Origin of the sequence: Nocardioides sp. Soil774 (genome assembly GCF_001428125.1) — a bacterium.
Lineage (GTDB): Bacteria > Actinomycetota > Actinomycetes > Propionibacteriales > Nocardioidaceae > Nocardioides.
On sequence record NZ_LMSM01000009.1, the window covers coordinates 276,552 to 300,461 of the forward strand.

Annotated in this window: 26 protein-coding genes and 2 tRNA genes; 20 read left to right on the forward strand and 8 right to left on the reverse strand. The window is 70.8% G+C overall.

Annotation, left to right across the window (positions count from 1 at the left end; translation table 11 throughout):
- From ASG76_RS15385 to ASG76_RS15395, 3 genes are all read right to left on the reverse strand, one after another.
- Nucleotides 1-495, reverse strand: coding sequence for a MarR family winged helix-turn-helix transcriptional regulator (locus ASG76_RS15385; protein WP_056605200.1), 495 nt, complete (start codon nucleotides 493-495; stop codon nucleotides 1-3).
- Between the two features lie 36 nt (nucleotides 496-531).
- Nucleotides 532-1,746, reverse strand: coding sequence for an acetyl-CoA C-acetyltransferase (locus tag ASG76_RS15390; RefSeq protein ID WP_056605203.1), 1,215 nt, complete (start codon nucleotides 1,744-1,746; stop codon nucleotides 532-534).
- A gap of 91 nt (nucleotides 1,747-1,837) precedes the next feature.
- Nucleotides 1,838-2,434 carry a TetR/AcrR family transcriptional regulator gene (locus tag ASG76_RS15395; protein ID WP_056605205.1) on the reverse strand — a complete coding sequence of 199 codons (597 nt, stop codon included), beginning with the start codon at nucleotides 2,432-2,434 and terminating at the stop codon, nucleotides 1,838-1,840.
- Nucleotides 2,435-2,557: 123 nt separating this feature from the next.
- Here ASG76_RS15395 and ASG76_RS15400 point away from each other — a divergent pair, with 123 nt between their 5' ends.
- A complete protein-coding gene (locus tag ASG76_RS15400; RefSeq protein WP_056605208.1) occupies nucleotides 2,558-2,740 on the forward strand; it encodes a hypothetical protein in 183 nt (60 codons plus the stop codon).
- 65 nt (nucleotides 2,741-2,805) lie between these two features.
- Entirely contained in the window at nucleotides 2,806-3,663 is an 858-nt protein-coding gene (locus tag ASG76_RS15405; RefSeq protein WP_056605210.1) for an acyl-CoA thioesterase, read from the forward strand.
- On the opposite strand, the gene ASG76_RS15410 is transcribed toward ASG76_RS15405, so the two are convergent.
- Together ASG76_RS15410 and ASG76_RS15415 are read right to left on the reverse strand one after the other, a co-directional pair.
- The gene (locus tag ASG76_RS15410; protein WP_056605213.1) at nucleotides 3,660-4,052 is read right to left on the reverse strand and encodes a globin; all 393 of its coding nucleotides are present in this window, start codon (nucleotides 4,050-4,052) and stop codon (nucleotides 3,660-3,662) included. The two genes, ASG76_RS15405 and ASG76_RS15410, sit on opposite strands and share 4 nt — an antisense overlap.
- 45 nt (nucleotides 4,053-4,097) lie before the next feature.
- On the reverse strand, nucleotides 4,098-5,162 hold the full coding sequence (locus ASG76_RS15415; protein ID WP_235529655.1) for a mechanosensitive ion channel family protein: 1,065 nt from the start codon (nucleotides 5,160-5,162) through the stop codon (nucleotides 4,098-4,100).
- 31 nt (nucleotides 5,163-5,193) lie between these two features.
- On the opposite strand from ASG76_RS15415, the gene ASG76_RS19165 reads away from it, so the two are divergent.
- The gene (locus ASG76_RS19165; protein ID WP_056605216.1) at nucleotides 5,194-5,574 is read left to right on the forward strand and encodes a hypothetical protein; all 381 of its coding nucleotides are present in this window, start codon (nucleotides 5,194-5,196) and stop codon (nucleotides 5,572-5,574) included.
- Nucleotides 5,561-5,944, forward strand: a complete 384-nt coding sequence (locus ASG76_RS15425; protein ID WP_056605218.1) for a DUF5130 family protein — start codon at nucleotides 5,561-5,563, stop codon at nucleotides 5,942-5,944. Before ASG76_RS19165 ends, ASG76_RS15425 begins: the two co-directional genes overlap by 14 nt.
- Before the next feature lie 86 nt (nucleotides 5,945-6,030).
- Here the strand turns inward: ASG76_RS15425 and pepN are convergent, their stop codons facing one another.
- Nucleotides 6,031-8,583 carry an aminopeptidase N gene (pepN, locus tag ASG76_RS15430; RefSeq protein WP_056605221.1) on the reverse strand — a complete coding sequence of 851 codons (2,553 nt, stop codon included), beginning with the start codon at nucleotides 8,581-8,583 and terminating at the stop codon, nucleotides 6,031-6,033.
- 61 nt (nucleotides 8,584-8,644) lie between these two features.
- Here pepN and ASG76_RS15435 point away from each other — a divergent pair, with 61 nt between their 5' ends.
- The 5 genes from ASG76_RS15435 to ASG76_RS19170 all read left to right on the forward strand — a co-directional run bounded on the left by ASG76_RS15435 (nucleotide 8,645) and on the right by ASG76_RS19170 (nucleotide 12,789).
- A complete protein-coding gene (locus ASG76_RS15435; RefSeq protein WP_056605224.1) occupies nucleotides 8,645-9,244 on the forward strand; it encodes a hypothetical protein in 600 nt (199 codons plus the stop codon).
- A gap of 67 nt (nucleotides 9,245-9,311) precedes the next feature.
- Nucleotides 9,312-11,120, forward strand: coding sequence for a methionine--tRNA ligase (gene metG / locus ASG76_RS15440; RefSeq protein ID WP_056605227.1), 1,809 nt, complete (start codon nucleotides 9,312-9,314; stop codon nucleotides 11,118-11,120).
- The gene (locus ASG76_RS15445) at nucleotides 11,117-11,686 is read left to right on the forward strand and encodes a hypothetical protein (protein WP_056605230.1); all 570 of its coding nucleotides are present in this window, start codon (nucleotides 11,117-11,119) and stop codon (nucleotides 11,684-11,686) included. Before metG ends, ASG76_RS15445 begins: the two co-directional genes overlap by 4 nt.
- A 10-nt stretch (nucleotides 11,687-11,696) precedes the next feature.
- Nucleotides 11,697-12,566 (forward strand): alpha/beta hydrolase, encoded by an 870-nt coding sequence (locus ASG76_RS15450; protein ID WP_157559147.1) that lies wholly within the window; start codon nucleotides 11,697-11,699, stop codon nucleotides 12,564-12,566.
- An 82-nt stretch (nucleotides 12,567-12,648) separates the two neighbouring features.
- Nucleotides 12,649-12,789 (forward strand): hypothetical protein, encoded by a 141-nt coding sequence (locus ASG76_RS19170; protein WP_157559148.1) that lies wholly within the window; start codon nucleotides 12,649-12,651, stop codon nucleotides 12,787-12,789.
- Here the strand turns inward: ASG76_RS19170 and ASG76_RS15455 are convergent.
- Nucleotides 12,773-14,113, reverse strand: coding sequence for a DUF222 domain-containing protein (locus tag ASG76_RS15455; protein WP_056605235.1), 1,341 nt, complete (start codon nucleotides 14,111-14,113; stop codon nucleotides 12,773-12,775). The two genes, ASG76_RS19170 and ASG76_RS15455, sit on opposite strands and share 17 nt — an antisense overlap.
- A gap of 137 nt (nucleotides 14,114-14,250) precedes the next feature.
- On the opposite strand from ASG76_RS15455, the gene ASG76_RS15460 reads away from it, so the two are divergent.
- The 6 genes from ASG76_RS15460 (at nucleotide 14,251) to tig (ending at nucleotide 18,556) form a co-directional block, all read left to right on the forward strand.
- Entirely contained in the window at nucleotides 14,251-14,781 is a 531-nt protein-coding gene (locus ASG76_RS15460; RefSeq protein WP_056605238.1) for a ribose-5-phosphate isomerase, read from the forward strand.
- On the forward strand, nucleotides 14,774-15,673 hold the full coding sequence (locus ASG76_RS15465; RefSeq protein ID WP_056605241.1) for an Fpg/Nei family DNA glycosylase: 900 nt from the start codon (nucleotides 14,774-14,776) through the stop codon (nucleotides 15,671-15,673). The genes ASG76_RS15460 and ASG76_RS15465 overlap by 8 nt, the downstream gene beginning before the upstream one ends.
- Nucleotides 15,670-16,752, forward strand: coding sequence for a PP2C family protein-serine/threonine phosphatase (locus ASG76_RS15470; RefSeq protein WP_056605244.1), 1,083 nt, complete (start codon nucleotides 15,670-15,672; stop codon nucleotides 16,750-16,752). The genes ASG76_RS15465 and ASG76_RS15470 overlap by 4 nt, the downstream gene beginning before the upstream one ends.
- A 95-nt stretch (nucleotides 16,753-16,847) precedes the next feature.
- Nucleotides 16,848-16,921, forward strand: a tRNA-Gly gene (locus tag ASG76_RS15475).
- Nucleotides 16,922-16,965: 44 nt separating this feature from the next.
- Nucleotides 16,966-17,038, forward strand: a tRNA-Pro gene (locus tag ASG76_RS15480).
- Nucleotides 17,039-17,164: 126 nt separating this feature from the next.
- The gene (gene tig / locus ASG76_RS15485) at nucleotides 17,165-18,556 is read left to right on the forward strand and encodes a trigger factor (RefSeq protein ID WP_056605247.1); all 1,392 of its coding nucleotides are present in this window, start codon (nucleotides 17,165-17,167) and stop codon (nucleotides 18,554-18,556) included.
- A 103-nt stretch (nucleotides 18,557-18,659) separates the two neighbouring features.
- On the opposite strand, the gene ASG76_RS15490 is transcribed toward tig, so the two are convergent.
- Nucleotides 18,660-19,853, reverse strand: a complete 1,194-nt coding sequence (locus tag ASG76_RS15490) for a phosphotransferase (protein ID WP_157559149.1) — start codon at nucleotides 19,851-19,853, stop codon at nucleotides 18,660-18,662.
- A 24-nt stretch (nucleotides 19,854-19,877) separates the two neighbouring features.
- Between ASG76_RS15490 and ASG76_RS15495 the strand changes: the two genes are divergently transcribed.
- The 5 genes from ASG76_RS15495 (at nucleotide 19,878) to ASG76_RS15515 (ending at nucleotide 23,772) form a co-directional block, all read left to right on the forward strand.
- The gene (locus ASG76_RS15495; RefSeq protein ID WP_056605253.1) at nucleotides 19,878-20,360 is read left to right on the forward strand and encodes a MarR family transcriptional regulator; all 483 of its coding nucleotides are present in this window, start codon (nucleotides 19,878-19,880) and stop codon (nucleotides 20,358-20,360) included.
- Between the two features lie 46 nt (nucleotides 20,361-20,406).
- Nucleotides 20,407-21,012, forward strand: a complete 606-nt coding sequence (locus tag ASG76_RS15500; RefSeq protein ID WP_056605349.1) for an ATP-dependent Clp protease proteolytic subunit — start codon at nucleotides 20,407-20,409, stop codon at nucleotides 21,010-21,012.
- 4 nt (nucleotides 21,013-21,016) lie between these two features.
- Nucleotides 21,017-21,625: an ATP-dependent Clp protease proteolytic subunit gene (locus ASG76_RS15505; RefSeq protein ID WP_056605256.1), complete on the forward strand. Its 609-nt coding sequence runs from the start codon at nucleotides 21,017-21,019 to the stop codon at nucleotides 21,623-21,625.
- 148 nt (nucleotides 21,626-21,773) lie between these two features.
- Nucleotides 21,774-23,054 (forward strand): ATP-dependent Clp protease ATP-binding subunit ClpX, encoded by a 1,281-nt coding sequence (gene clpX, locus ASG76_RS15510; protein ID WP_056605259.1) that lies wholly within the window; start codon nucleotides 21,774-21,776, stop codon nucleotides 23,052-23,054.
- A 154-nt stretch (nucleotides 23,055-23,208) separates the two neighbouring features.
- On the forward strand, nucleotides 23,209-23,772 hold the full coding sequence (locus ASG76_RS15515; protein WP_056605263.1) for a hypothetical protein: 564 nt from the start codon (nucleotides 23,209-23,211) through the stop codon (nucleotides 23,770-23,772).
- The last annotated feature ends 138 nt before the right edge of the window (nucleotides 23,773-23,910 follow it).

Here is a 23,910-nt window from a genome sequence, read left to right on the forward strand (position 1 = left end):
TCACGGGGTTCGGATCTCCGACTCCGGGTGCCGAGTGACGAGGTGGTCGGCCACGCGGTCGAAGACCCGGCCGACCGCGGCGAAGTCGTCCTCGGAGACGAGGTCGACGATGTTGCGCCGCACGCTCTCGACGTGGCACGGAGCGGCTCGCACGAGCAGGTCGTGTCCCGTGTCGGTCATGGTCGCCACGACGCCGCGGCCGTCCTCGGGCGTGGTGCCGCGGGTGACGTAGCCGACCGCCTCCATGCGCGCGACGGTGTGGGTCACCCTGCTGCGCGAGTGCGCCATGGCGTCAGCGAGCTGGGCCATGCGCATCGCGCGGCCCGGGCGCTCCGAGAGCCGCACCAGCACCTCGTACTCGGTGAGCGACATGCTGAACTCGCGGCGCAGGTCGTCGTCGAGGCGTTCGAGCAGCAGCGTCATGCCCATCATCAGGGCGCGCCACGAGTGCTGCTGCGTGTCGTCGAGCCAGCGTGGTTCCCCCGTGGTGGTCATGGGCGGCAGCCTAGTGGGGGAGGACCCCGGAACGGCTCAGGAGAGCCGCTCCAGGATCATCGCCATGCCCTGCCCGCCGCCGACGCACATGGTGATCAGGCCGGTCGACTTGTCGTGCCAGTCGAGGCTGTTGAGCATGGTGTTCTGCAGGCGGGCGCCGGTCATGCCGAACGGGTGGCCCACCGCGATCGCGCCGCCGTTGACGTTGAGGCGGTCGAGGTCGATGCCGAGGTCCTGGTAGGACGGCACGACCTGCGCGGCGAAGGCCTCGTTGATCTCGACGAGGTCGATGTCGCCGATGCTCATCTGGGCGTGCTTGAGCGCGTTCTTGGTGGCCTCGACCGGGCCGAGGCCCATGATCTCGGGCGACAGGCCGGACACGCCGGTCGAGACGATGCGCGCGAGCGGGGTGAGCCCGAGCTCGGCGGCCTTGGTGTCGCTCATGACCACCACGGCGGCCGCGCCGTCGTTGAGCGCGCAGCAGTTGCCCGCGGTCACGACGCCGTCGGGGCGGAAGACGGGGTCGAGGCCGGCGATGGCGTCGTACGTCACTCCCGCGCGCGGGCCGTCGTCCTGGGTCACGACCGTGCCGTCGGCCAGCGTGACGGGCGTGATCTCGCGCGCCCAGAAGCCGTCGGCGATGGCCTTCTCGGCCAGGTTCTGCGAGCGCACGGCGAACTCGTCGAGCTCCTTGCGGTCGAGGCCGCGCAGGCGGGCGACGTTCTCGGCCGTCTGGCCCATCGCGATGTAGATGTCGGGGAGCTGGCCGTCCTCGCGCGGGTCGTGCCAGTCCTTCCCGCCCTTGGCGTAGTCGTCGGTGCGCGCGCCCGCGTCGGCGAAGAGCGGGTTGCGGGTGTCGGGGATGTGGTCGGAGGTGCCCTTGGCGAAGCGCGAGACGGTCTCCACGCCGGCAGACACGAAGATGTCGCCCTCGCCTGCCTTGATGGCGTGGAACGCCATCCGCGTGGTCTGCACCGACGACGAGCAGTAGCGGGTGACGGTGGCGCCGGGGACCTCGAGCCCGAGGAGGGTGGTGACCACGCGGGCCATGTTGTTGCCCGACTCGCCGCCGGGCAGGCCGCACCCGAGGAGCAGGTCCTCGATCGTCGTGGGGTCGAGGTCGGGGATCTTGTCGAGCGCCGCCTGCACGGCCAGGGCCGTCAGGTCGTCGGGACGGAAGTCCTTCAGCGAGCCCTTGTTGGCGCGGCCGATGGGGGTGCGGGCTGCGGAAACGATCACTGCCTCGGGCATGGAGAACTCCGGTCACTCGAAAGGTCGAACGGTCTCCCGGCACCCTAGTCCGACGGTCGCCGCGGCGGTGGGTGTGACCGTGTGGCCTACCTCATGCCGGGTCGGCGCCGGTGCCGAGCCCGGCGAGCAGCTGCTCCACGCTCTCGCCGACGAAGGCGCGCCGGCGGCGCGCGGGCAGCAGCAGGGACGCCAGCAGCACCCCGTCGAGCGCCGCGACGAGGGTCTCGGCCGAGGCGCCCTCGTCCTTGCCCGACCGCGCCAGCACGTCACGCACCATGCCGACGAGGTCGGCGCGCCACAGCGCGAAGCGCTCCGCCAGGCTCGGGTCGCGGGTGGCCGCGACGCTGAGCTCGAGCCGGGCGGCAAGCAGGTCGGGCTGGTCCAGCCACCGCGAGAACAGGCGGGAGACCTCGCTGACGGCGCGCTCGTGGTCACCGGGGCACGACGCGAGGCGCGACCCCAGCGCCTGCACGTCGACAGCGAGCCGGGCGGCCACGAAGTCGCCCAGCGCGCCGATGAGCGCCTCCCGCGTGCGGAAGTACGCCGACGAGCTGCCCTCGGGCAGCCCGGCCTCCCGGTCCACCGCGCGGTGGGTCAGGCCGCGGTTGCCCTGCTGGGCCAGCACGGTCGTCGCCGCCGCGAGGATCTCGCGCCGACGGGGAGACAGCTCCTCGCGGTCCGGACTCACGCCTCGTGCCTCCTGCCTTCGCGTCGGTGACGCAGGACACTACCGCGCGGACTTGCACTACGTATGTAGAAGAGTAGCCTTCTACATACGTAGAAATCCTACGGTCATGGAAAGGAACCGACCATGCAGCTCCTCGACCCCACCGCCGTCATCACCCTCCTCGTCGTCGTCGGCATCGCCGCCCTCGCCGCTGTCGCGCTGGCCGCGGTCGCGCTCCCCGCCGCCCTCCGCGAGACGCGCCGCGACCGCCAGGTCCGCCGCGAGTCGATCCCGGCCTACTACGGCCGCCTGCACTTCGCTCACTGAGCTCCCGCGGCGAGACTGCCGCACCGGCCCACGCCCCGACCGCGCATCTCTGCGACGATCGGGGCGTGCGTCATCTCTACCGCTGCCCGCTGAGGTGGGCCGACCTCGACCTCCTGGGCCACGTCAACAACGTCACCTACGTCGACTACCTCCAGGAGGCGCGGGTCGACATGTTCCGCACCCACTCCCCGGGCGCGAGGGCCGACGACCTGGCCGAGGGCGTGGTGGTGGTGCGCCACGAGGTCACCTACGTCTCCTCCCTGACCTTCGGCCCCGACCCGGTCTCGATCGAGTGCTGGGTCACCGAGATCCGCGCCGCGAGCTTCACCATGGGCTACGAGGTCTTCGCCGAGGACGAGGCGGGGGAGCGCACGGTCTACCTGCGGGCGCGCACCGTGCTGACGCCTTACGTCTTCGCGACCGAGCGCCCACGGCGCCTGCACGCCGAGGAGAAGTCGTCGCTCGCGCGCCTGCTCGAGCCCGACGAGCCCGTGCGGCCACCGGCCCCGCCGGAGGTCGTCGAGGTCCCGGGGGGCCACTACCCGGTGCACGTGCGCTTCAGCGACGTCGACGTCTACGGGCACGTCAACAACGTGAAGTACTTCGAGTACTTCCAGGAGGCCCGCATCCAGCTCATGGTCTCCCAGGGGCGTGAGCTCGGCGGGGGCCACCACCTCGTCGTGGCGCAGACCGACGTCGACTACCGGCGTCCGATCCTCTTCCGGCCCGAGCCCTACGACTGCCGCACGTGGGTGTCGCGGATCGGCACCACGTCGGTCGTCTTCGAGTCCGTGGTGCGCGACGGCGACGAGGTGCTCGCGCGTGCTCGCGTGGTCGGGGTGTGCATCGACAGCGCGACCGGTCGCCCGGCGCCGGTGCCCGACGAGCTCCGGTCGCTGGTGGGTGCGGGCACCGGGACCTAGGCCTGCTCGAGGGTGTTGACCATGAACTGGGCGGCGTGGGTGACGTAGTCCCAGAAGCGCTCGTCCTGCTCGGGCGTGAGGTCGGCGGCGTCGAGCCCGGCCCGGAAGTGCACCAGCCAGCGCTGGGCGGCCGCGGGCGTCACCTCGAACGGAGCGTGCCGCATCCGCAGGCGCGGGTGCCCGCGCGTCTCGGAGTACGTCGACGGGCCGCCCCAGTACTGCACGAGGAAGAGCGCGAACCGCTCCTCGGCCGGGCCGAGGTCCTCCTCGGGGTACATCGGCCGCAGCACCTCGTCGGTGGCCACACCCTCGTAGAAGCGGTGCACGATCGCGCGGATCGTCTGCTCGCCGCCGATCTCGTCGTAGAAGGTGGTGGTCACGCCTCCCATTGTCCCCGGCGGTCGGGGGCGACGACCGCCGGGGGCCAGCAGCGGCTAGACGTCCTCGGTGGCCTCGACGGAGGCCGCTGACGGAGCGCTCTCCTGCCACAGCACGCGCTGGGCCACCGCGAGGTTGATCCCCTCGTGCTCGAAGCGCGCCTTCACGCGCTCGCGCATCGCCCGCGCCACGCCCCACTGCTCCATGGGTGCGGTCTTCAGGGTGACTCGTACGACGATGCCGTCGACGCCGAGGGACTCCACGCCCCACACCTCGGGCTGCTCGATGATCAGGCCCTTGAAGTCGTCGTCCTCCCAGAGGTCGCGCGCGACCTCCTCGAGCACGCGGCGCACGCGCACGAGGTCCTCGGTGTAGCCCACGGTCACGTCGAGCACGGTGCGTGCCCAGTTCTGGCTCATGTTGCCCACGCGCAGGATCTCGCCGTTGCGGACGTACCAGACGGTGCCGTTGACGTCGCGGAGCCGGGTCACCCGCAGGCTCACTGCCTCGACGGTGCCCGAGGCCTCGCCGAGGTCGACCACGTCGCCCACGCCGTACTGGTCCTCGAAGATCATGAAGATGCCGGAGAGGAAGTCCTTGACCAGCGTCTGCGAGCCGAAGCCGAGGGCGACGCCGATGATGCCGGCGCTGGCGATGAGCGGCGCGATGTCGTAGCCCAGCTCGGAGACGAACATCAGCGCGATCACGGTGAAGATGACACCGCTCACGATGCTCTTGAGCAGCGATCCCATCGTCGCCGCACGCTGGACGCGCCGGGTGTAGCCCGGGTCCTCGCGCAGGTTGAGCGCGGCGCCCACCTTGCCGCCGGCGATGGCGCGGCTGAGCCGGTTGGGGAGCATGCCGACCTCGGCCCGCTTCACGACCCGGTCGATCACCCGGTGGAGCAGCCACCGGACCAGGAGTCCGATCAGGATCAGTCCCACCAGGGCGCTCGGCTTGCCGACGATCCAGTCGGTCACCGTGGCGAGCTGCGCGTTGCCGGTCCGCTCGAGGACCCAGGTGCACAGCTGCTCGTCGCTCGAGCACGTCATGAGGGGGTTGGCTCCGCTCCCGGAGACCTCGGTCACGTGGATGATCGGGGCAATGAGGGGGTGAGGCATGCCCGCCAGTATGGGCGATAGGCTTCAGCCCGTGACCACGCCCGTCAGCCCCTCGACCCGTTCCAGGCGCTCCCGTTCCAGGTGGACCGGCCGCGCCGCCGTCCTGTCCAGCGCGCCCCTGCTGGCCCTGCTGGCCGCGCCGGCGCACGCCGACGTGCCCGAGGGCTGGGCCGAGGTCAACGACGTCGACGGCCTCCACGCGCTCATGCTGCTGCTGGGCGCCCCGCTGCTGCTCTTCGTGCTGATCGCCCTGGCGGTCTACCTCCCGGCGATGGTGCGCGGCGAGAAGCTGCTGCCCGACCACTCCGGTGGCGAGGGCCAGTGGATCGGCGGTCCCCGCCAGGGGGTCGCCGAGCTCCCCGCGGCCGACGGTGACGACTCGCGGGCGGGTGGCGCCAGTGGCAGCTGGTGACCCGCTGGACGACGGCGACCGGCTCGCCCTCGACAAGGCCATCCGCGTCGCGGAGCAGTCGTGCCGCTTCGAGTTCTCCGTCTACGTCGGTCCGGTCGAGGGTGACGACACCCGCGCGTGGGCCACGCGACTGCACAACCGGCTCGTCGCGCCCGCGCGCAGCGTGCTGATCATGGTCGACCCGCGCCGTCGCGTCACCGAGGTGGTCACCGGCGGCGACGTACGCCGTCACCTGACCGACGCCGAGGTGGAGCTGGCCGTGCTGGCCATGACGTCGGAGTTCGCCTCGGGCAACCTGCTGGCCGGCCTGCAGCGCGGCATCGCGATGCTGGCCGAGCACGCCCGGCCGCAGAACACCCTGCACGCCTGAGCCGACCGGGCACGACCTGCCCGCTCCACCACGACGAAGCCCCCTCGACGTCCGCGTCGAGGGGGCTTCGTCGTGCGTGCTGCAGGTCAGCTCGCGTCGCAGGCCTGGGCGGCGAGGGAGCGGGCGATCTCGGCCCGCGCCTCGCCGACGTAGCGCTGCGCGCCCTTGGGTGCGTCGTTGTCGGCGAGCCACTCGTCGAGGCGCGCCAGCGTCGCCTCCGACCCGAGCGGCCGCGGGAAGCCGAACTCGAGGACGGCCGAGCCCTTGTGGAAGCCCAGGCTGTCGAGGACGGTGCCGGCCGCGGTCAGGAATTTCTCGAGGTAGGGCTCGGTGACGTCCTCCTGGCCGTAGCGGAAGATCGAGAACACCATCTCGCGCATCGTCTCGTTGGGCGTCGCCGGGTCGAGGATCGCGTTCCAGCCCGCCTCCTTGGCCTCCGCGGTGGGCTGCGAGACCCGGGCCGCGGCGGCCATCTCCTGGCCCGAGATGGTCTTGTCGACCTCGAGCTCGGCGTCGATCTCGGCGTCACCGAAGCGACCGGCACGCGCGAGGGCGGTGATGAGCACCCATCGCATGTCCTGGTCGACGGCGAGCCCCTCGACGACGAACGAGCCGTCGAGCAGCCCGATCAGCTCGCCGAGCGCGACGTCGCTGCGTGCAGCGGCCGCGTAGGAGCGCGCGAAGGTCAGCTGGTGGTCGCTGCCGGCCTCGGCCGACAGCAGCAGCTCGCGCAGCCCGGTCTCCCAGGTCGCCCGCAGCTCGTCGCGGTGCGCGGGGTCGGAGTAGGAGTTCACGGCCAGGGCGGTCGACGCCGGGATGCGCGTCACGGCCCAGGCGTCGGACTCCTGCCCGATGTTGGCGAGCACGAGGTCGACCCAGTCGCGCGTGCGCATCTCGCCGTCACGCGTCATGTCCCAGGTCGCGCCCCACACGAGCGCTCGCGGCAGCGAGTCCTCGAAGCTCGACAGCGCCGAGATCGCCGTGGCCAGCGACCGCTCGTCGAGGCGGATCTTGGCGTAGGCGTGGTCCTCGTCGTTGAGCAGCAGCAGCGCCGGCTGCTTGGTCCCGACCAGCTCCGGCACGTCGGTGCTGGCGCCCTCGACGTCGATCTCGAGGTAGTCGCGACGCACCAGACGGCCACCCACCTCGTCGTAGAGGCCGATGCCGAGACGGTGGCGGCGCAGCGTCGGCCAGTCGGCCGGAGCGGTCTGCGCCACCGCGAAGGAGGCGTAGGTGCCGTCCTCGGCGAGCTCGAAGGACGGCGCGAGCGTGTTGACGCCGGCGGTCTGCAGCCACTCCTGCGCCCAGCCCTGCAGCTCGCGTCCCGACGACTTCTCGAGCGTGGCGAGCAGGTCCTTGAACTCCGGGTTGCCGTACTCCCACTCCTTGAAGTAGGCGCGCAGGCCCTCGAGGAAGGGCTCGAGGCCGACCCAGGCGACCAGCTGCTTGAGCACCGAGGCGCCCTTGGCGTAGGTGATCATGTCGAAGTTGACCTCGACCGCGTGCAGGTCGACGTTGTCGGCCGCGATGGGGTGGGTCGAGGGCAGCTGGTCGGCGCGGTAACCGGTCTGCTTGCGCGCGTTGGCGAAGCCGGTCCAGGCGTCGTCGAACTCGGTGGCGTTGGCCTCGCACCAGTAGCAGGCCCACTCGGCGAACGACTCGTTGAGCCAGAGGTCGTCCCACCACTTCATCGTCACCAGGTCGCCGAACCACATGTGGGCCATCTCGTGGGTGATGACCGAGGTGCGGAACTCGAAGAACGAGCGCGGCTGGCGGCTGCGGGGGAGGTATTCGTCGCGCAGCGTCACGCAGCCGGCGTTCTCCATCGCGCCGGCGTTGTACTCGGGGACGTAGAGCTGGTCGTACTTCCCGAAGGGGTAGGGGTAGTCGAACTGCTCCTCGAAGAACGCGAAGCTCTGCTTGGTCAGCTTCACCAGCTCCGCGGTGTCCATGTGCTCCTTGAGCGACTGGCGGCAGTAGTGGCCCAGCGGGATGGTGCCGAACTTGCCCTCGTAGGTGTCGAACTCGCCGTGGTACTCGCCGGCGACGATCGCGGTGATGTAGGTCGACATCTTCTTGGTGGTCGGGAAGCTCCACACCGACGCGCCACCCTCGAGCTCGCGCGGCTCCGGCGTCGCGGCGTTGGAGACCACGACCCAGTGCGACGGCGCGGTGACGTTGAAGGTGAAGACCGACTTGAGGTCGGGCTGCTCGAAGGTGGTGAACACGCGGCGGGCGTCGGGCACCTCGAACTGGCTGTAGAGGTAGACCCGGTCGTCGGCCGGGTCGACGAAGCGGTGCAGGCCCTCGCCGGTGTTGGAGTAGGCGCAGTCGGCGGTGACGACGAGCGTGTTGGTCGCCTCGAGGTCGTCGAGCGCGATGCGGCTGTCGGCGTACGCCGTCGCCGGGTCCAGGCTGCGGCCGTTGAGCGTGATCTCGCGGACCGTCGGCGCGACCAGGTCGGCGAAGGTGCTCGCGCCGGGCTGGCGGCAGGCGAACTCCAGGGTGGTGACGGAGACGAACGTGCCCTGGTCGGGCCGGGTGGCGCTGGTGAGGTCGAGGTCGACGGTGTACGACGTGACGTCCAGCAGGGAGGCGCGGGTCGCGGCCTCGTCGCGGGTGAGGTTGGTTCCAGGCATGCAGCGCATCCTGCCACCGGGGCGGTGGAATACCGACGGCGCGTGAGCACTTGTGCCAGTCATGGCTACTGCTGACTTCTGGTTCGACCCGCTCTGCCCGTTCGCCTGGATCACCTCGCGCTGGATCACCGAGGTCGAGCAGGTCCGCGACATCGACGTGCAGTGGCACGTGATGTCGCTGGCCTACCTCAACAAGGACAAGGACATCCCGGACGGCTACCGCGAGATGCTCGCCGGCAAGGAGAAGCCGGTCCGCGTCGCGATCAAGATCGCCGAGGACTTCGACAACGCCACCCTGGGCCGGTGGTACACCGCGATCGGCACCCGCCGCCACAACAACGGCGAGGAGCTCGACCGCGAGATGGTCGCCGCCTCGCTCGCCGACGTGGACCTGCCGGCCGACCTCATCGAGGCCTGGGACGACGCCTCGCTCGACGAGCTGGTGGCCAAGAGCCACCACGAAGGCATGGACGCCGTCGGCGACGACGTCGGCACCCCGACGATCCACATCAACGGCTCAGCCTTCTTCGGCCCCGTGCTGTCGAAGATCCCGCGCGGCGAGGAGGCCGGCGAGATGTGGGACGGCGCCGTCGCCCTGGCGAAGTTCCCCTACTTCTACGAGCTCAAGCGCTCGCGGACCGGCGACCTCGACTTCTCCTGATCCGACCGGTGTCCCGCCGCCGCCACCCGGGGAGACCGGGTGGCGGGCGGTCACTAGGCTTGCGCCCATGACTCGTGTCCTGTCTGCCGTCGCCTGGCCGTACACCAACGGCCCGCGCCACATCGGCCACGTGGCCGGTTTCGGCGTGCCCTCCGACGTCTTCAGCCGCTTCATGCGGATGGCGGGCCACGACGTGCTGATGGTCAGCGGCACCGACGAGCACGGCACCCCGATCCTGGTGCTGGCCGACAACGAGGGCGTCGCGCCGCGCGAGCTGGTCGACAAGTACAACCAGGTCATCGTCGACGACCTGTGCGGCCTGGGCCTGTCCTACGACCTGTTCACCCGCACCACCACGGGCAACCACTACTCCGTGGTGCAGGAGATGTTCGAGACCTGCCGGCGCAACGGCTACATGGTCGAGAAGACCACCCAGACCGCGATCAGCCCGTCGACCGGTCGCACCCTGCCCGACCGCTACATCGAGGGCACCTGCCCGATCTGCAAGTACGCCGAGGCGCGCGGCGACCAGTGCGACAACTGCGGCAACCAGCTCGACGCCACCGAGCTGATCAACCCGCGCTCCAAGATCAACGGCGAGACGCCCGAGTTCACCGACACCCAGCACTGGTTCCTCGACCTGCCTGCCCTGGCCGAGGCGCTGGCGGAGTGGCTGGACCAGCGCGAGGCGACGGGCCTGTGGCGCCCCAACGTCATCAAGTTCAGCCAGAACATCCTCAAGGAGATCCGCCCGCGCGCGATGACGCGCGACATCGACTGGGGCATCCCGGTGCCCGGCTGGGAGGACCAGCCGACCAAGCGCCTCTATGTCTGGTTCGACGCCGTCATCGGCTACCTCTCGGCGTCCATCGAGTGGGCCCGCCGGCTCGCCGAGAAGGAGGGGACCAGCCCGGACAAGTGGCGTGAGTGGTGGAACGACTCCGAGACGGAGTCCTACTACTTCATGGGCAAGGACAACATCGTCTTCCACTCCCAGATCTGGCCCGCGGAGCTCCTGGCCTACAACGGCCAGGGCGACAAGGGCGGCGACCCCGGGACGTTCGGCACGCTCAACCTGCCCACCGAGGTCGTCTCCAGCGAGTTCCTGACCTTCGGCGACTCCCAGTTCAGCACCAGCCGCGGCAACGTCATCTACGTCGGTGACTTCCTCGCCCGCTACGGCCCCGACGCGCTGCGCTACTACATCTGCGCGGCCGGCCCCGAGACCTCGGACGCGGCCTTCACGTGGGCCGACTTCGTGACCCGCAACAACTCCGAGCTGGTCGCGGGCTGGGGCAACCTGGTCAACCGCACCGCCACCATGGTCGCCAAGAGCTTCGGCGAGATCCCCGCTGCCGGGCCGCTCGAGGAGGTCGACGAGCAGGTGCTCGCCACCGTGCGCGACGGCTTCGCCTCCGTCGGCGGCCTCATCGAGAAGCACCGCCTGCGCGCTGCCGTCGCCGAGGCGATGCGGGTGGTCGGCGAGGTGAACAAGTACCTCACCGTCACCGAGCCCTACAAGATGAAGGACGAGTCGCAGCGCGAGCGGCTCGCCACGGTGCTGCACGTCGCCACGCAGTGCGTGAGCGACTGCAACACGCTGCTCGCGCCCTTCCTGCCGCACGCCGCCAACAAGGTGCACGCCGTGCTCGGCGGCGAGGGCGAGCTCATGCCGATGCCCCGCGTCGAGCAGGTCGACGAGCTCGAGCCCGGCAACGGCGCGGGCCACACGTCGTACTCGATCATCACCGGTGAGTACTCCTCGACCCCCGCGTGGGAGTCGCGTCCGGTGGTGGCAGGCACGAAGATCGAGAAGCCGACGCCGGTCTTCACCAAGCTCGACCCGTCGATCATCGAGGAGGAGCTGTCCAGATGAGCGCTGAGATGTATCTCCCGCACTTCGTGGTGAAGCAGAAGCTCACCATGATGATCAACCGCTACGAGGTCTCCGAGTCCGACGCGGCCGGCAACCCGACGCGGCTCATGGCCCTGGCCGAGCAGAAGCGGATGGCCTTCAAGGAGCAGGTCACCTTCTTCTCCGACGCGGGCAGGTCGCGCGCGGTCTTCGGGTTCAAGGCCCGCAAGAAGCTCGACCTCAACGCCGGCTACGACATCACCGACGAGTCGGGCGCCCAGATCGGCTTCTTCAAGAAGGACTTCGGCGCCTCGCTGCTGCGCTCGACCTTCCACGTCGAGGGCCCGGGCTACACCGGCACCGGCCGCGAGCGCAACCAGGTGGTGGGCCTGCTGCGCCGCTTCACCGACGTCGACTTCATCCCGATCCACTTCGACTTCGTCGACCCCGAGGGCAACGCCCTGTTCTCGGTGGAGCGCAAGATGTCCATCGGCGACCGCTACCGCGTCACGGTCCCCGACGAGCGGGTCGACTTCCGGGTCGCGGCGGCGGTCGCCGTCGCGCTCGACGCGCTCATGTCGCGCTGAGCCCGCGGTGATGTACCCCGAGGTGCGCGCGGCGGTCAAAGCCGACGCCGGTCCCGACCTCGGCGCGCCGGGCTTCGACCTGGCCGCGCACCGCGAGGAGGTCCGGCTCGCCAACCTCGCGCTGCCCCGCGAGGACGTCGCCGCGGTCGCGGACGTCGACGCCGACGGTGTGCGCTGCCGGCTCTACACGCCGGCCGACGCCGTCCCGGGCCTCGTCGTCCACGCGCACGGCGGCGGCTTCGTGCTCAACGACATCGACGTCCACGACGGCGTCTGCCGCCGCTTCGCCAACCGCCTGCGGCGCCAGGTCCTGAGCGTCGACTACCGCCGCCCGCCCGAGGCGAAGTTCCCCGCCGCCCCCGACGACCTCGACACCGTGGTCGGGTGGCTGCGCCGCACCGGCCTCCCGGGGCCGTACGCCGCCCACGGCGACTCCGCGGGCGCCAACCTCGCCCTGGTCGCCGCGCTGCGCCACCCGGGCTTCTTCCGGGCGGTGGCCCTGGTCTACCCCTTCCTCGACCCGCGGGCCGGCTTCGCCTCGTGGAGCGAGGGTGCGGAGTCCGGCTTCGACCGGGCCGAGGCGCGGTGGTACTGGGAGCACTACGCCCGCAGCGAGGCCGACTACGACGACCCCGACCTCGCGCCGCTGCTGTCCGACCGGCTGCACACCCTCCCGCCCACCTTCGTGGCCACCGCCGAGCACGACCCGCTGCGTGACGAGGGGGAAGAGCTGGCCCGCCGCGTCGCGGAGGCCGGCGTGGAGACCGTCGGGATCCGCTGCCTGGGCCAGGTCCACGGCTTCTGGCGGCACGCGCATTTCACTGCCTCCGAGCCGCTGGTGCGCCAGGTCGCCGGGTGGCTCGACCAGCACCTCATCTGAGCGGGAACGGTCGACGCATGGCCCCGCGCATGACCGTGCACTTCCAACCCCGGTTGGCGCTCCGGCGTCTCCACGGTCATCGATGCCCTGGCTGACGACGCTCACCCCCGCCCGGCTCGCCGCGGCGGCCAGCCGTGGCGACCACGACCCGCAGGCGGTGAAGTGGTTGTGGCACTGCCTGGCCAGGTTCGGCAGGCAGGACGCGCCTACGACGCCAGAGTGAAGCTGCTCGCGAGCCGGAGCTCGCAGGGTGAATAGTCCCAGCCTCCGGCTGGCCCTCCGGGCAGGGGTGGGGCGGTGGATCGCAGGATGCGGAGGTGCTGGGTGACGCCATGGACCTCATGGCGGGCGTCTGGTGGCGTCTGGGAGACCCAGGAGGTCCAGCCGGGGGTTTCCTTGAGGTAGTTGCAGCGCTCGCAGAGCCCTTGGCCGTTGGATGCGTGGGTGGCGCCGCCCGCGGCGGCGCCCTCGACGTGGTCGAGATGGCGGATCGCGGCATTGCAGCCGGGAGTGCGGCAGGTGCCGCCGTCGCGGAGGGTGAGGAGCTCGGCCAGGAGGCCGTCGAAACGACGGCTGCTGGACTCCATCGCCACGAGGGCCCGCTCGTGTGGTGTCGCGAAGAGGCGGCGGAGGCTGGCCTTGGCGGCGGCGCTCGCGCGGCGGACGAGGTCAGTGCAGAAGGCGGCCGGCAGGAGGCCGGCGCCGGGGATCAGGCCGGGCTCGGTGCCGTCGCCGAGGAGGGACTCGACGCCGACGACGAGGTTGACCCGCACGGCCGGTGCGTCGTTGGCGGGGTCGCGGCCCGTGATCCGAGCGGCGAGGGTGTCGGCGCGGACCTGGCCTGCGGTGCGCGGGTCGCCGTCGGTGCGGGCGGTCGCGACGGCGGCGTCGAGGGCGGAGCGGACCGTCGCGAGGACCTCGAGAGGAAGGACAGCGGTGAGCCGGCCGGTGCCGTCGTCGTGCCGGCGTGACGTGACGCGGCGGTCGGCGCGAGCTCGGTGGTATCGCCGGGTCTCTGCCTCGGCCGCGATCGTGAGGCAGGAGCGACGCACGGTCTCTCGCAGCCGCACGTCGCCGAGGCCGGCCAGCCGTGAGGCGAGGTCGTCGTCGACCGCGCGGCGCTGCTCGGGCACCAGGTGGGCCACCTCGCGGGCGACGGCGAAGGCCCGGTCCTCGGTCAGCTCCCCGCGCGCGAGCGCAGCAAGCGTCAGGGGCAGGTCGTCACGCAGCCGGCGCGACAGCAGCACCCGCTGCTCGCCCGCGTGGGGGCTGGCCAGGGTGGACAGCGCCACCTCGGCGCCGATCGACATCGCCCGCGGCGGCGTACGACGCCCCGACACTGGCGCGTCCTCGCTGTCACAGGTGTCGGCGAAGGTCGCAGTGACCGCGACCTGGGCTGCCGAGGCGGCGGCCTTGATCCGCTCCAGGGCTTCGAGCTGGTCGAGATGCTCGACCGGAAGGTCAGCCGGGACAAGGTCGGCGAGAAGGTCAGCCAGCGCGTGAAGGTCCTCGCACTGCCATGTGTTGGTGGTCTGCTGCGCCGTCATCCACCTCCCCTTCCGTGATCTCGAACGTGTTCTGATCATGGCAGGAGCCACCGACAGTGGTCGGCGTCCGCACAGGGCAGGTTCGGCGCCTCCACCTCACGTTCACGACCGTCGGCGCGCTCTGCCAGACTTTTCCCATGCGCGTTCACCTGGGCTCCGACCACGCCGGCCTCGAGCTGAAGGACCACCTGCTGCACTGGCTGGTCGACCACGGCTACGAGGCCGTCGACCACGGCCCGTTCGTCTACGACGCCCTCGACGACTACCCCGTCTTCTGCCTCCGGGCCGGCGAGGCGGTCGCCGCCGAGCGCGCCGAGGGCCAGGACAGCCTCGGCGTCGTGATCGGCGGATCCGGCAACGGCGAGCAGATCGCGGCCAACAAGGTCACCGGCATCCGGTGCGCGCTCGTGTGGTCGGAGGAGACCGCCGTGCTCGCGCGCGAGCACAACGACGCCAACGTCGTCTCGGTGGGCGGGCGGATGCACTCGGTCGACGAGATGACCCGCTTCGTCGAGGTCTTCCTCACCACCTCCTTCCCCGGCGACGAGCGCCACGTGCGCCGCATCGGCCAGCTGACGACGTATGACGAGTCGCACGAGCTGCCGCCGCTGCCCGAGTCGGCCCTGCGCGGTCCCGCCGGCGAACCCGACGACCGCACGGATGCCTGAGGGCCACACCCTCCGCCGGCTGGCCGACGACCTCACCGCCGCGTTCGCGGGGCGGGTGGTGCAGGTGACCTCGCCGCAGGGACGCTTCGCCGCCGACGCCGCGCTGGTCGACGGCTCCCGCCTCCTCGGTGCGGACTCGGCTGGCAAGCACCTCTTCGTCGAGCTGGAGGCCGAGCGCTTCGTGCACGTCCACCTGGGGCTGATCGGCACCTTCGACGTGCACGCGGGTGTCGAGGAGGTGCCAGCACCGGTCGGCCAGGTGCGGTTGCGGCTGGTGGCCGCGGGTGACGGCGACCCCCGCGGGACGTCGTACGCCGACCTGCGCGGCGCCATCGTGTGCGACCTCATCGGCCCCGATCGCCGTGCGGAGGTGCTGGGGCGGCTGGGGCCGGACCCGCTGCGCCCCGACGCCGACCCCGAGGTGGCCTGGCGCCGGATCTCGCGCAGTCCGCGGCCGATCGGCGACCTGCTCATGGACCAGAAGGTGCTGGCGGGGGTGGGCAACGTCTACCGCGCCGAGGTGCTCTTCCGTCACCGCATCCACCCGCTCCGTCCGGGCAGCACGCTGCGCGTGGGCCAGTGGCGTGCGATGTGGGCCGACCTGGTCGAGCTGATGGCCGAGGGCGTGCGCACCGGGCGGATCGACACCGTGCGCCCCGAGCACACCCCCGAGGCGATGGGCCGCGAGCCCCGCAAGGACGATCACGGGGGAGAGGTCTACGTCTACCGGCGCACCGCCATGCCGTGCCTGCTGTGCGGCTCGGCCGTCCGCACCGCGGAGCTCGCCGGACGCAACAGCTTCTGGTGTCCGCGATGTCAGCCCACGTTCCGTTCCCGCGCCGTACAGTCTGCGTCCAAGGACACCACGACGTCGCGAGGAGCCCGGCCATGAGTGCTGCTCGCGCGCAGCGGCCCCGCCCCGACGTGCGCCAGCGCCTGGAGGGCCTGCTCAACCGGGTCGTGCCGCGCGGGTCGCGGGTGCTGGTGCTCCTCGTGCTCAGCACCTTGCTCATCGGCACGGCCATCTGGCTCTTCGACGAGGTGCCGCTCAACCTGCTGCTGGTGCCCCTCGTGGTGTCGAGCCTGATGCTCGGGCCGCGCCACCTGCCGTGGTTCGTGGTGTTCGTGCTCGCCGTGCTCGCAGGCGTCGTGCCCAGCCAGGACATCAACGTGCGCATCTCGCTCACCGTGATCACGATCTTCGGCCTCGGCTTCCTCGTGCTGATGTCGTCGTTCCGGCGCTCGCGCCTCGGCGTCGCCGGCATCCAGGGCGAGACGATGTTCGTCGACCTGCGCGACCGGATCCTGCGCCAGGGCGGCATCCCCGCGCTGCCCGACGAGTGGTACGCCGCCGCCGAGCTGCGGTCCGCGGGCGGCACCCCCTTCGCGGGCGACTTCGTGGTCGCCTCCCGTGTGGGCGACCGGCTCGAGGTCGCGGTCGTGGACGTCTCCGGCAAGGGCCAGGGCGCCGGCACCCGGGCGCTCCTCCTCTCCGGCGCGATCGGCGGCCTGCTGAGCGCGCTGCCGCCGGCCGAGTTCCTCACCGCCGCCAACACGTTCCTGCTGCGCCAGGACTGGGACGAGGGGTTCGCGACCGCGATCCACCTGTCCCTCGACCTCGCCACCGGCCACTACGACATCCGCAGCGCCGGGCACCCGCCGGCCGCCCTGCGCCACGCCGGGTCGGGGCGCTGGGAGGTGCTCGACTCCGAGGGGCCGGTCCTGGGGCTCATCGACGGCGCCACGTTCGAGGCGGTGTCGGGGGTGATGCGCCATGGCGACGCCATGCTGCTCTACACCGACGGCATGGTGGAGACCCGCACCCGCGACATCGGTCTGGGCATCGACCGGATGCTCGGGCAGGCCGAGCGGCTGCTGCGCGGGGAGTTCGAGGGCGGGGCCAGGCGTCTGGTCGAGTCGCTCGGCTCGCGCAACGACGACCGCGCGCTGCTGCTGGTGCACCGGCGCTGACCCTCGTGGGCCGGCTCCGGACGTGGAGTGTGGGCGGCGCCCGCGCGTGTGGCACCATGACTCCCGCACCGGCGTCGACGACGCCGCGGTGCAGCGCGGATGTAGCTCAATGGTAGAGCCCCAGTCTTCCAAACTGGCTACGCGGGTTCGATTCCCGTCATCCGCTCCAAGCAGGTGCCGGACCGCCGCACGGGCGGCCCGGAGCCGGCTTGGCGGGGCGTAGCGTAGTGGCTAGCGCGCCTGCTTTGGGAGCAGGAGACCGCAGGTTCGAGTCCTGTCGCCCCGACCCCTCGAAGGGCGTGATTCGGCGTGTGGTGGCGCCCTCGATAGACTCTGGTGGTTTGCGGTCGTCGGGTGTATGAGCCCTGGCGATGCCGCACGTCCCCCCGACCATCTGCATCAGGAGACATTTGTGAAGAGCGCCGTCGAGAACTTGAGCCCGACCCGGGCCAAGCTGACCGTCGAGGTGCCCTTCGAGGAGCTCAAGCCGAGCCTCGACGCGGCGTACCAGAAGATCGCGAAGCAGATCAACGTCCCCGGCTTCCGCCGCGGCAAGGTCCCGCCGGCGGTCATCGACCGCCAGGTCGGTCGCGGTCCGGTCCTCGACGAGGCGATCAACGCCGTCGTGCCCCAGTCCTACATGGCCGCGCTGCAGGAGCACGACCTCGAGCCGCTCGCGCAGCCCGAGATCGAGGTCACCAAGTTCGAGGACAACGAGTCCCTCGAGTTCACCGCCGAGGTCGACGTCAAGCCCGACTTCGAGCTCCCGGCCTACGACGGCCTCGAGGCCAGCGTCGAGGACATCGAGATCAGCGACGCCGACGTCGACGAGCAGGTCGAGGCGCTCCGTGAGCGCTTCGGCACCCTCGTGCCGGTCGAGCGCGCGGCCGCCGACGGCGACTTCGTCACCATCGACCTGGTCGCGGCCAAGGAGGGCGAGGCCGTCGAGGGCGGCGAGGTCACCGGCATGTCCTACAAGGTCGGCCGCGGCGGCATGATCGACGGTCTCGACGAGGCCCTGGCCGGTCTCAGCGCCGGCGAGGAGAAGACCTTCGACTCCGAGCTCGTGGGCGGCGACCTGGTCGGCGAGCCCGTGCAGGTCACCGTCAAGATTACCGCCGTGCAGGAGCAGCAGCTGCCTGAGTACGACGACGAGTTCGCCCAGCTCGCCTCCGAGTTCGACACCGCCGAGGAGCTCACCGCCGACGTGCGCGAGCGCCTCGGTCGCGGCAAGCGTCTCGAGCAGGCCGCCGCCGCGCGCGACGCCGTGCTCGAGGCCCTGCTGGAGAAGGTCGAGATCCCGCTCCCCGAGGTGATGGTCACCGACGAGCTCAACGCCCGTCGCGCCAACGTCGAGCAGCAGCTCGGCTTCGCCGGCATCACCATGGAGAAGTACCTCGAGGACGAGGGCCAGACCCAGGAGGAGTTCGAGGCCGACCTCGACCGCCGCGTGCGTGACGCCGTCGCCGCGCAGTTCATCCTCGACAAGATCGCCAAGAAGGAGGAGTTCGGCATCGACCAGGCCGAGCTCTCCGAGCACCTCGTGCGCCGTGCCCAGCAGTCCGGGCAGGACCCGCAGGAGTTCGCCAACCACATGTTCGAGCACAACCACATCCCCGAGCTCGTGCAGGAGATCCTGCGCGGCAAGGCGCTGGCCACGATCGTCGAGGCGGCGACCGTCAAGGACGCCTCGGGCAACGTGGTCGAGCTGAAGAACCTGCGCCCCGACGGCACCATCGGCGAGCCGGTCGAGGAGACCGCCGCCGAGGCGAGCGACGAGGCCGCTGCGGACGACGAGGCCTGAGCCCCACCGCACGCGCCCGGACCGGCGTCCACCCCTCGGGTGGGCGCCGGTCCTCATTTCCACCAGACCCCCGGAGTCCCCCCTGAGTCCCCCCGGAACTCGCTCAGGCGGTCCGCGCGAGCACGTCGAGGGCGTAGCGCGCGACACCGGCGCGCTGCGCCGACCAGTGGTCCCACGCGTGTCGCTGCTCCTCGCCCAGCCCGTCACCGGCCTCGAGGCGGTCCGCCTCGGCCACCATCTCGGTGGGCAGGCTGGGCAATCCGTTGAACAGCATCAGGCTCACCGCGTGCGAGCGCCTCAGGACGTCGTCCGCGACCTCCAGCCCCTCGTCGGCGAGCCCGGCGGCGTACGCCGTCAGGCAGGCCTCGGCCAGCTCGGGCAGGTCGTCGGCGTCGCGCCGCGCGACCTGGATGTCGCCGACCAGGAGCTGCGACAGGTCGAACCCGACCGGCTGCGAGCGCCAGAAGCCGTAGTCGATCAGCGTGAAGCCGGGACGGTCCGGGTGCCGCAGCAGGTTGTTGGGGCAGGCGTCGCCGTGTGCGGCGCGGTGGGGGAGCGCAGCGAACTCGGCCGCCAGCGCGTCGAGGTGGCCCGCCACCCCGAGCAGGAGCGTCCGCAGGTCGCCGAAGTGGGGAGCGACCAGGGGGTGTCGCCACGTGGCGTCGTCGAAGAGCCCCGGCAGCACCGTGTGGGCGATGCGCCCCTCGACGAAGTAGTGGATGTGCCACTCCTGCGGGTCGAGGTCGGCGAGGTCGCCGACCTCGGCGCTGCCCGCCAGCCGGCCCAGGAGCCGCGCCGCCTCGACGTACGTCGTCCGGTCCCACGGCGCGTCGTCGTGCTCGACGGCCTCGAGCCACAGCACGGCCGTCTCGTCGGGCCGGTCGTCGATGTGCAGGGCCCGCGGCATGGTGAGGCCGTCGGGCAGGCGCTCGGCGAGGTCCGAGCCGTAGCAGAGCACCTCCGCGCGCCACGGGACGGTGGTGGCGGCCCACTGCGCCAGCTCGGGGGGCAGGAAGGCGAACGCCGGTGAGTGGCGCCAGTGGTGCACCCGCTTGACGAAGAGGGTGAACGCGCGAGCGGCTCCGTCGACCTCGGCCGTGCCCCGCACCCAGGTGCGGGCGCCGGTGAGGATGGAGGGGACGTCGTAGGCGACGGGCTCGGCGGTGGACTCGAGCAGGGTGACGGCGCGGACGCGCCAGAGGTCGGCCAGCACCGCCTCCAGTGCGGCGTCGGTGACGTCGTCCGGGCCGAGCACCTCGCGCCGGTTCGGCGGCGGCGGCGCGAAAGTTGCTTTCATGAAATGAAAAAGTAAGTTGCTTTCATGACGGTCGTCAAGAGGGTCCCGGCGGCGGAGCCGCACCTGCCCATGATGATGGGGATGGTCTTCTCGCGGCTGCGCGAGCTCCTGGCCCGGGATGCGCCCGACCTGCGGCCCTCCCAGCTGCGGGTGCTGGAGTGGTTGCCGCCCGAGGGGCTGACGATCAGCGAGCTCGCCGAGTGCGTCGACATGACGACGCAGGGGTGTGGGCAGTTCGTGCGCCAGCTCGCCTCGCTCGGCATGGTCGAGGTCGCGGTCGCCGACCACGACGCCCGGGCACGACGCGTACGCATCACCCGCCGGGGGCGGGACGCGCTCGCCCGGTCCGGCCGGGTGCTCGCGGACTTCGAGCAGGCGTGCGAGGCGCGGGTCGGTGCGGAGCGCTGGCGGGTCTTCCGCGAGGTGCTCGCGGAGGTCTCGCTCGCGGAATCCGCTGTGGGCGAACAGAGCGGGTCAGCGCGTGGAAGTGTCCGACCTTCCGGCTAGTGTCGCCAGCGTGAACCAGAACTCCAGCCCAGCCCTCTCGCCCGAGATGAACGGCGCCGGTGGGATGTATGGCCTCGACGACCACATCTACCAGCGCCTCCTCCGTGAGCGCATCGTCTTCCTCGGCTCGGAGGTGCGCGACCAGAACGCCAACGCGATCTGCGCGCAGCTCCTCCTGCTCTCCGCCGAGGACCCGGAGGCCGACATCTTCCTCCACATCAACAGCCCCGGCGGCTCGGTGGACGCCGGCATGGCGATCTACGACACGATGAACTACATCCCCAACGACGTCGCGACCGTCGGCATGGGCCTGGCGGCCTCGATGGGCCAGTTCCTGCTGTGCGCCGGCACCAAGGGCAAGCGCTACGCCCTGCCCCACGCGCGCATCATGATGCACCAGCCCTCCTCGGGCATGGGTGGCTCCGCCTCCGACATCAAGATCCAGGCCCAGCAGTCGCTGCACATCAAGAAGGTGCTGCTCGAGCTGATCGCCGACCACACCGGCCAGAGCGTCGAGCAGGTCATCGCCGACGCCGACCGTGACCGCTGGTTCACCGCCGAGCAGGCCGTCGAGTACGGCCTGGTCGACCAGGTCATCACCAGCGCCCGCGAAGCCGCCGACGAGGGCCGCCCGGCCCGGACCAAGGACTGACGACATGAACTACTACATCCCCCAGTGGGAAGAGCGGACCTCCTACGGGTTCCGTCGCATCGACCCCTACGCCAAGCTCTTCGAGGACCGCATCATCTACCTCGGCACCCCGATCAGCGACGACGTCGCCAACGCGGTGATCGCGCAGCTGCTGTGCCTGGAGACGATGAATCCGGACAGCGACATCAGCATCTACATCAACAGCCCCGGCGGCTCCTTCACGGCGCTCACCGCGATCTACGACACGATGCGGTTCATCAAGCCCGACGTGCAGACCGTGTGCCTGGGCCAGGCCGCCTCCGCGGCCGCGATCCTGCTCGGGAGCGGCGCCAAGGGCAAGCGGATGGCGCTGCCCAACAGCCGCATCCTGATCCACCAGCCCTACACCGAGGGCACCTTCGGCCAGACCTCCGACATCGAGATCCAGGCCAACGAGATCCTGCGGATGCGCGAGCTCCTCGAGCGCATGATCGCCGACTCGAGCGGCAAGGACATCGACCAGGTCAGCCGCGACATCGAGCGCGACAAGATCCTCACCGCCGAGCAGGCGGTCGAGTACGGCCTGATCGACGCGGTCATCGAGTCCCGCAAGGGCGTCCCGGCCCTCACCTGAGGTGCGGAAATGACGGCCCCTGACATCCCGTGTCCGGCCCCCGCTGGGGGCCGGCTCGGGGTACCGTCATGGGGCTCGTCGCAAGGCAGCGCAGTGCAAGGTGTTGAACGCCGGGATCCCCACCCGGCGAGACTGGAGGACACGACTCGTGGCACGAATCGGTGACGGCGGCGACCTGCTGAAGTGCAATTTCTGCGGAAAGAGCCAGAAGCAGGTGAAGAAGCTCATCGCTGGACCCAACGTCTACATCTGCGACGAGTGCATCGAGCTGTGCAACGAGATCATCGAGGAGGAGCTGGCGGAGGGTTCGGAGGTCAGCCTCGAGGAGCTCCCGAAGCCCAAGGAGATCTTCGAGTTCCTCAACTCCTACGTCATCGGTCAGGAGCACGCCAAGAAGTCCCTCGCCGTGGCCGTCTACAACCACTACAAGCGCGTCCAGGCGGGCCTCCAACCGGTGAGCGGCAAGGCCAAGGACGACGTGGTCGAGGTCGCGAAGTCCAACATCCTGGTGATCGGTCCGACCGGCTGCGGCAAGACCTACCTCGCCCAGACCCTCGCCCGCATGCTCAACGTCCCGTTCGCGATCGCCGACGCCACGGCGCTGACCGAGGCCGGCTACGTCGGCGAGGACGTGGAGAACATCCTCCTCAAGCTCATCCAGGCCGCTGACTACGACGTCAAGAAGGCCGAGACGGGCATCATCTACATCGACGAGATCGACAAGGTGGCCCGCAAGTCGGAGAACCCCTCGATCACGCGCGACGTCTCCGGCGAGGGCGTGCAGCAGGCGCTGCTCAAGATGCTGGAGGGCACGACCGCGTCGGTGCCCCCGCAGGGCGGTCGCAAGCACCCGCACCAGGAGTTCATCCAGATCGACACCACCAACATCCTGTTCATCGTGGGTGGCGCCTTCGCCGGGCTCGAGCAGATCATCGAGCAGCGCGTGGGCAAGAAGTCGCTCGGCTTCACCGCCGAGGTGCGCGGCGCAGCCGAGCGCGACGCCGACGACCTGCTCGCGCAGGTGCGTCCCGAGGACCTCACCAAGTTCGGCCTGATCCCCGAGTTCATCGGCCGTCTGCCGCTGATCGCGAGCGTGAACAAGCTCGACCGCGAGGCGCTCGTGCAGATCCTCACCGAGCCGCGCAACGCGCTGGTCAAGCAGTACCAGAAGCTCTTCGACCTCGACGGCGTCGAGCTCGAGTTCACCGACGAGGCCATCGACTCGATCGCCGACGCCGCCCTCGAGCGTGGCACCGGCGCGCGCGGCCTGCGCGCCATCATCGAGGAGGTCCTCCTCTACGTGATGTACGACGTCCCCTCCCGCGGCGACGTCGCCAAGGTGATCGTCACCCGCGAGACCGTCGAGGACGACGTCGCGCCCACCCTCGTGCTGCGCGAGGCCGAGGGCCGCAAGAAGAAGTCGGCCTGAGCGCTCCCCGTAGCCCGAAGTGACTGGTCCGCACTAGTCATTTCGGACTATTCCGGGCCATCGGCTGTGATCACGCGTCATGACCCGGACACACTGGCGTCTCGTCAGCATGTGGGAAGGGGACCCGGTGGGGGTTGACCAGAAGCGGCCGCTCGTGGGGTTCGCTCTCGTGGCGGTGCTCTGCGCCGTCCTGATGAGCCTGTCCATCGGCAAGGGCTTCGGGATCGACGACGTCTTCCGGCCCGGCCGACCGATCGCGACGCCCGCTGCCGATGCCCGTGCGGTGGCGACGCCTGTCGCGCCCCCGGAGCCGAGAGCGGCACCGATCCCCGCCGAGCTGACCGCGCAGCCGCTCACCGCGGCTGCCGCCGCCCCCCAGGTCCAGCCGGTTGCGAAGAGCGCCCCTGCGCCCGAGGCGGCCTCGACCGGCGCGGCCGCGCCCGCACCCGCTGCGGCCCCGGTGGCCCAGCAGGAGACGCAGCAGCAGGCGACCACGACCACGGCCCCCGGCAAGGCGGACCGCAAGGCTGCCCGTGACGCGGCGAAGGCGGACCGCCAGGCTGCCCGTGACGCGGCGAAGGCCGACCGCAAGGCTGCCCGTGACGCGATGAAGGCCGACCGCAAGGCTGCCCGCGACGCGGCGAAGGCCGACCGCAAGGCTGCCCGTGACGCGGCGAAGGCCGACCGCCAGGCTGCCAAGGCTCACGGCAAGAGCTGATCCAGCGGTGGCCCAGCCACCTCTTCCGCCGGCGGATTCAAGCGGTGGATGCAACACCGGTTGGTTTTGGTGGGTTTGACAGTAGTTCGTCGAGTGCTTGTGCTGGTGTCCTCCAGCCGAGGGTCTTGCGGGGTCTGG

What these genes read in the sequence shown, in the direction of transcription:
- ASG76_RS15400 (WP_056605208.1), top strand. Translation starts at nt 2,558, where the DNA reads ATGCAGCTCCTCGACCCCACCGCCGTCATCACCCTCCTCGTCGTCGTC.
- ASG76_RS15495 (WP_056605253.1), top strand. Translation starts at nt 19,878, where the DNA reads ATGACGGTCGTCAAGAGGGTCCCGGCGGCGGAGCCGCACCTGCCCATG.
- ASG76_RS19170 (WP_157559148.1), top strand. Translation starts at nt 12,649, where the DNA reads ATGCCCTGGCTGACGACGCTCACCCCCGCCCGGCTCGCCGCGGCGGCC.
- ASG76_RS15415 (WP_235529655.1), bottom strand. Translation starts at nt 5,162, where the DNA reads ATGCCTCACCCCCTCATTGCCCCGATCATCCACGTGACCGAGGTCTCC.
- ASG76_RS15445 (WP_056605230.1), top strand. Translation starts at nt 11,117, where the DNA reads ATGAGCGCTGAGATGTATCTCCCGCACTTCGTGGTGAAGCAGAAGCTC.
- ASG76_RS15470 (WP_056605244.1), top strand. Translation starts at nt 15,670, where the DNA reads ATGAGTGCTGCTCGCGCGCAGCGGCCCCGCCCCGACGTGCGCCAGCGC.
- metG (WP_056605227.1), top strand. Translation starts at nt 9,312, where the DNA reads ATGACTCGTGTCCTGTCTGCCGTCGCCTGGCCGTACACCAACGGCCCG.
- ASG76_RS15435 (WP_056605224.1), top strand. Translation starts at nt 8,645, where the DNA reads ATGGCTACTGCTGACTTCTGGTTCGACCCGCTCTGCCCGTTCGCCTGG.
- ASG76_RS15390 (WP_056605203.1), bottom strand. Translation starts at nt 1,746, where the DNA reads ATGCCCGAGGCAGTGATCGTTTCCGCAGCCCGCACCCCCATCGGCCGC.
- ASG76_RS15505 (WP_056605256.1), top strand. Translation starts at nt 21,017, where the DNA reads ATGAACTACTACATCCCCCAGTGGGAAGAGCGGACCTCCTACGGGTTC.
- ASG76_RS15460 (WP_056605238.1), top strand. Translation starts at nt 14,251, where the DNA reads ATGCGCGTTCACCTGGGCTCCGACCACGCCGGCCTCGAGCTGAAGGAC.
- ASG76_RS15465 (WP_056605241.1), top strand. Translation starts at nt 14,774, where the DNA reads ATGCCTGAGGGCCACACCCTCCGCCGGCTGGCCGACGACCTCACCGCC.
- ASG76_RS15450 (WP_157559147.1), top strand. Translation starts at nt 11,697, where the DNA reads ATGTACCCCGAGGTGCGCGCGGCGGTCAAAGCCGACGCCGGTCCCGAC.
- ASG76_RS15500 (WP_056605349.1), top strand. Translation starts at nt 20,407, where the DNA reads ATGAACGGCGCCGGTGGGATGTATGGCCTCGACGACCACATCTACCAG.
- ASG76_RS15490 (WP_157559149.1), bottom strand. Translation starts at nt 19,853, where the DNA reads ATGAAAGCAACTTTCGCGCCGCCGCCGCCGAACCGGCGCGAGGTGCTC.
- ASG76_RS15385 (WP_056605200.1), bottom strand. Translation starts at nt 495, where the DNA reads ATGACCACCACGGGGGAACCACGCTGGCTCGACGACACGCAGCAGCAC.
- ASG76_RS15455 (WP_056605235.1), bottom strand. Translation starts at nt 14,113, where the DNA reads ATGACGGCGCAGCAGACCACCAACACATGGCAGTGCGAGGACCTTCAC.
- ASG76_RS15410 (WP_056605213.1), bottom strand. Translation starts at nt 4,052, where the DNA reads ATGGGAGGCGTGACCACCACCTTCTACGACGAGATCGGCGGCGAGCAG.
- pepN (WP_056605221.1), bottom strand. Translation starts at nt 8,583, where the DNA reads ATGCCTGGAACCAACCTCACCCGCGACGAGGCCGCGACCCGCGCCTCC.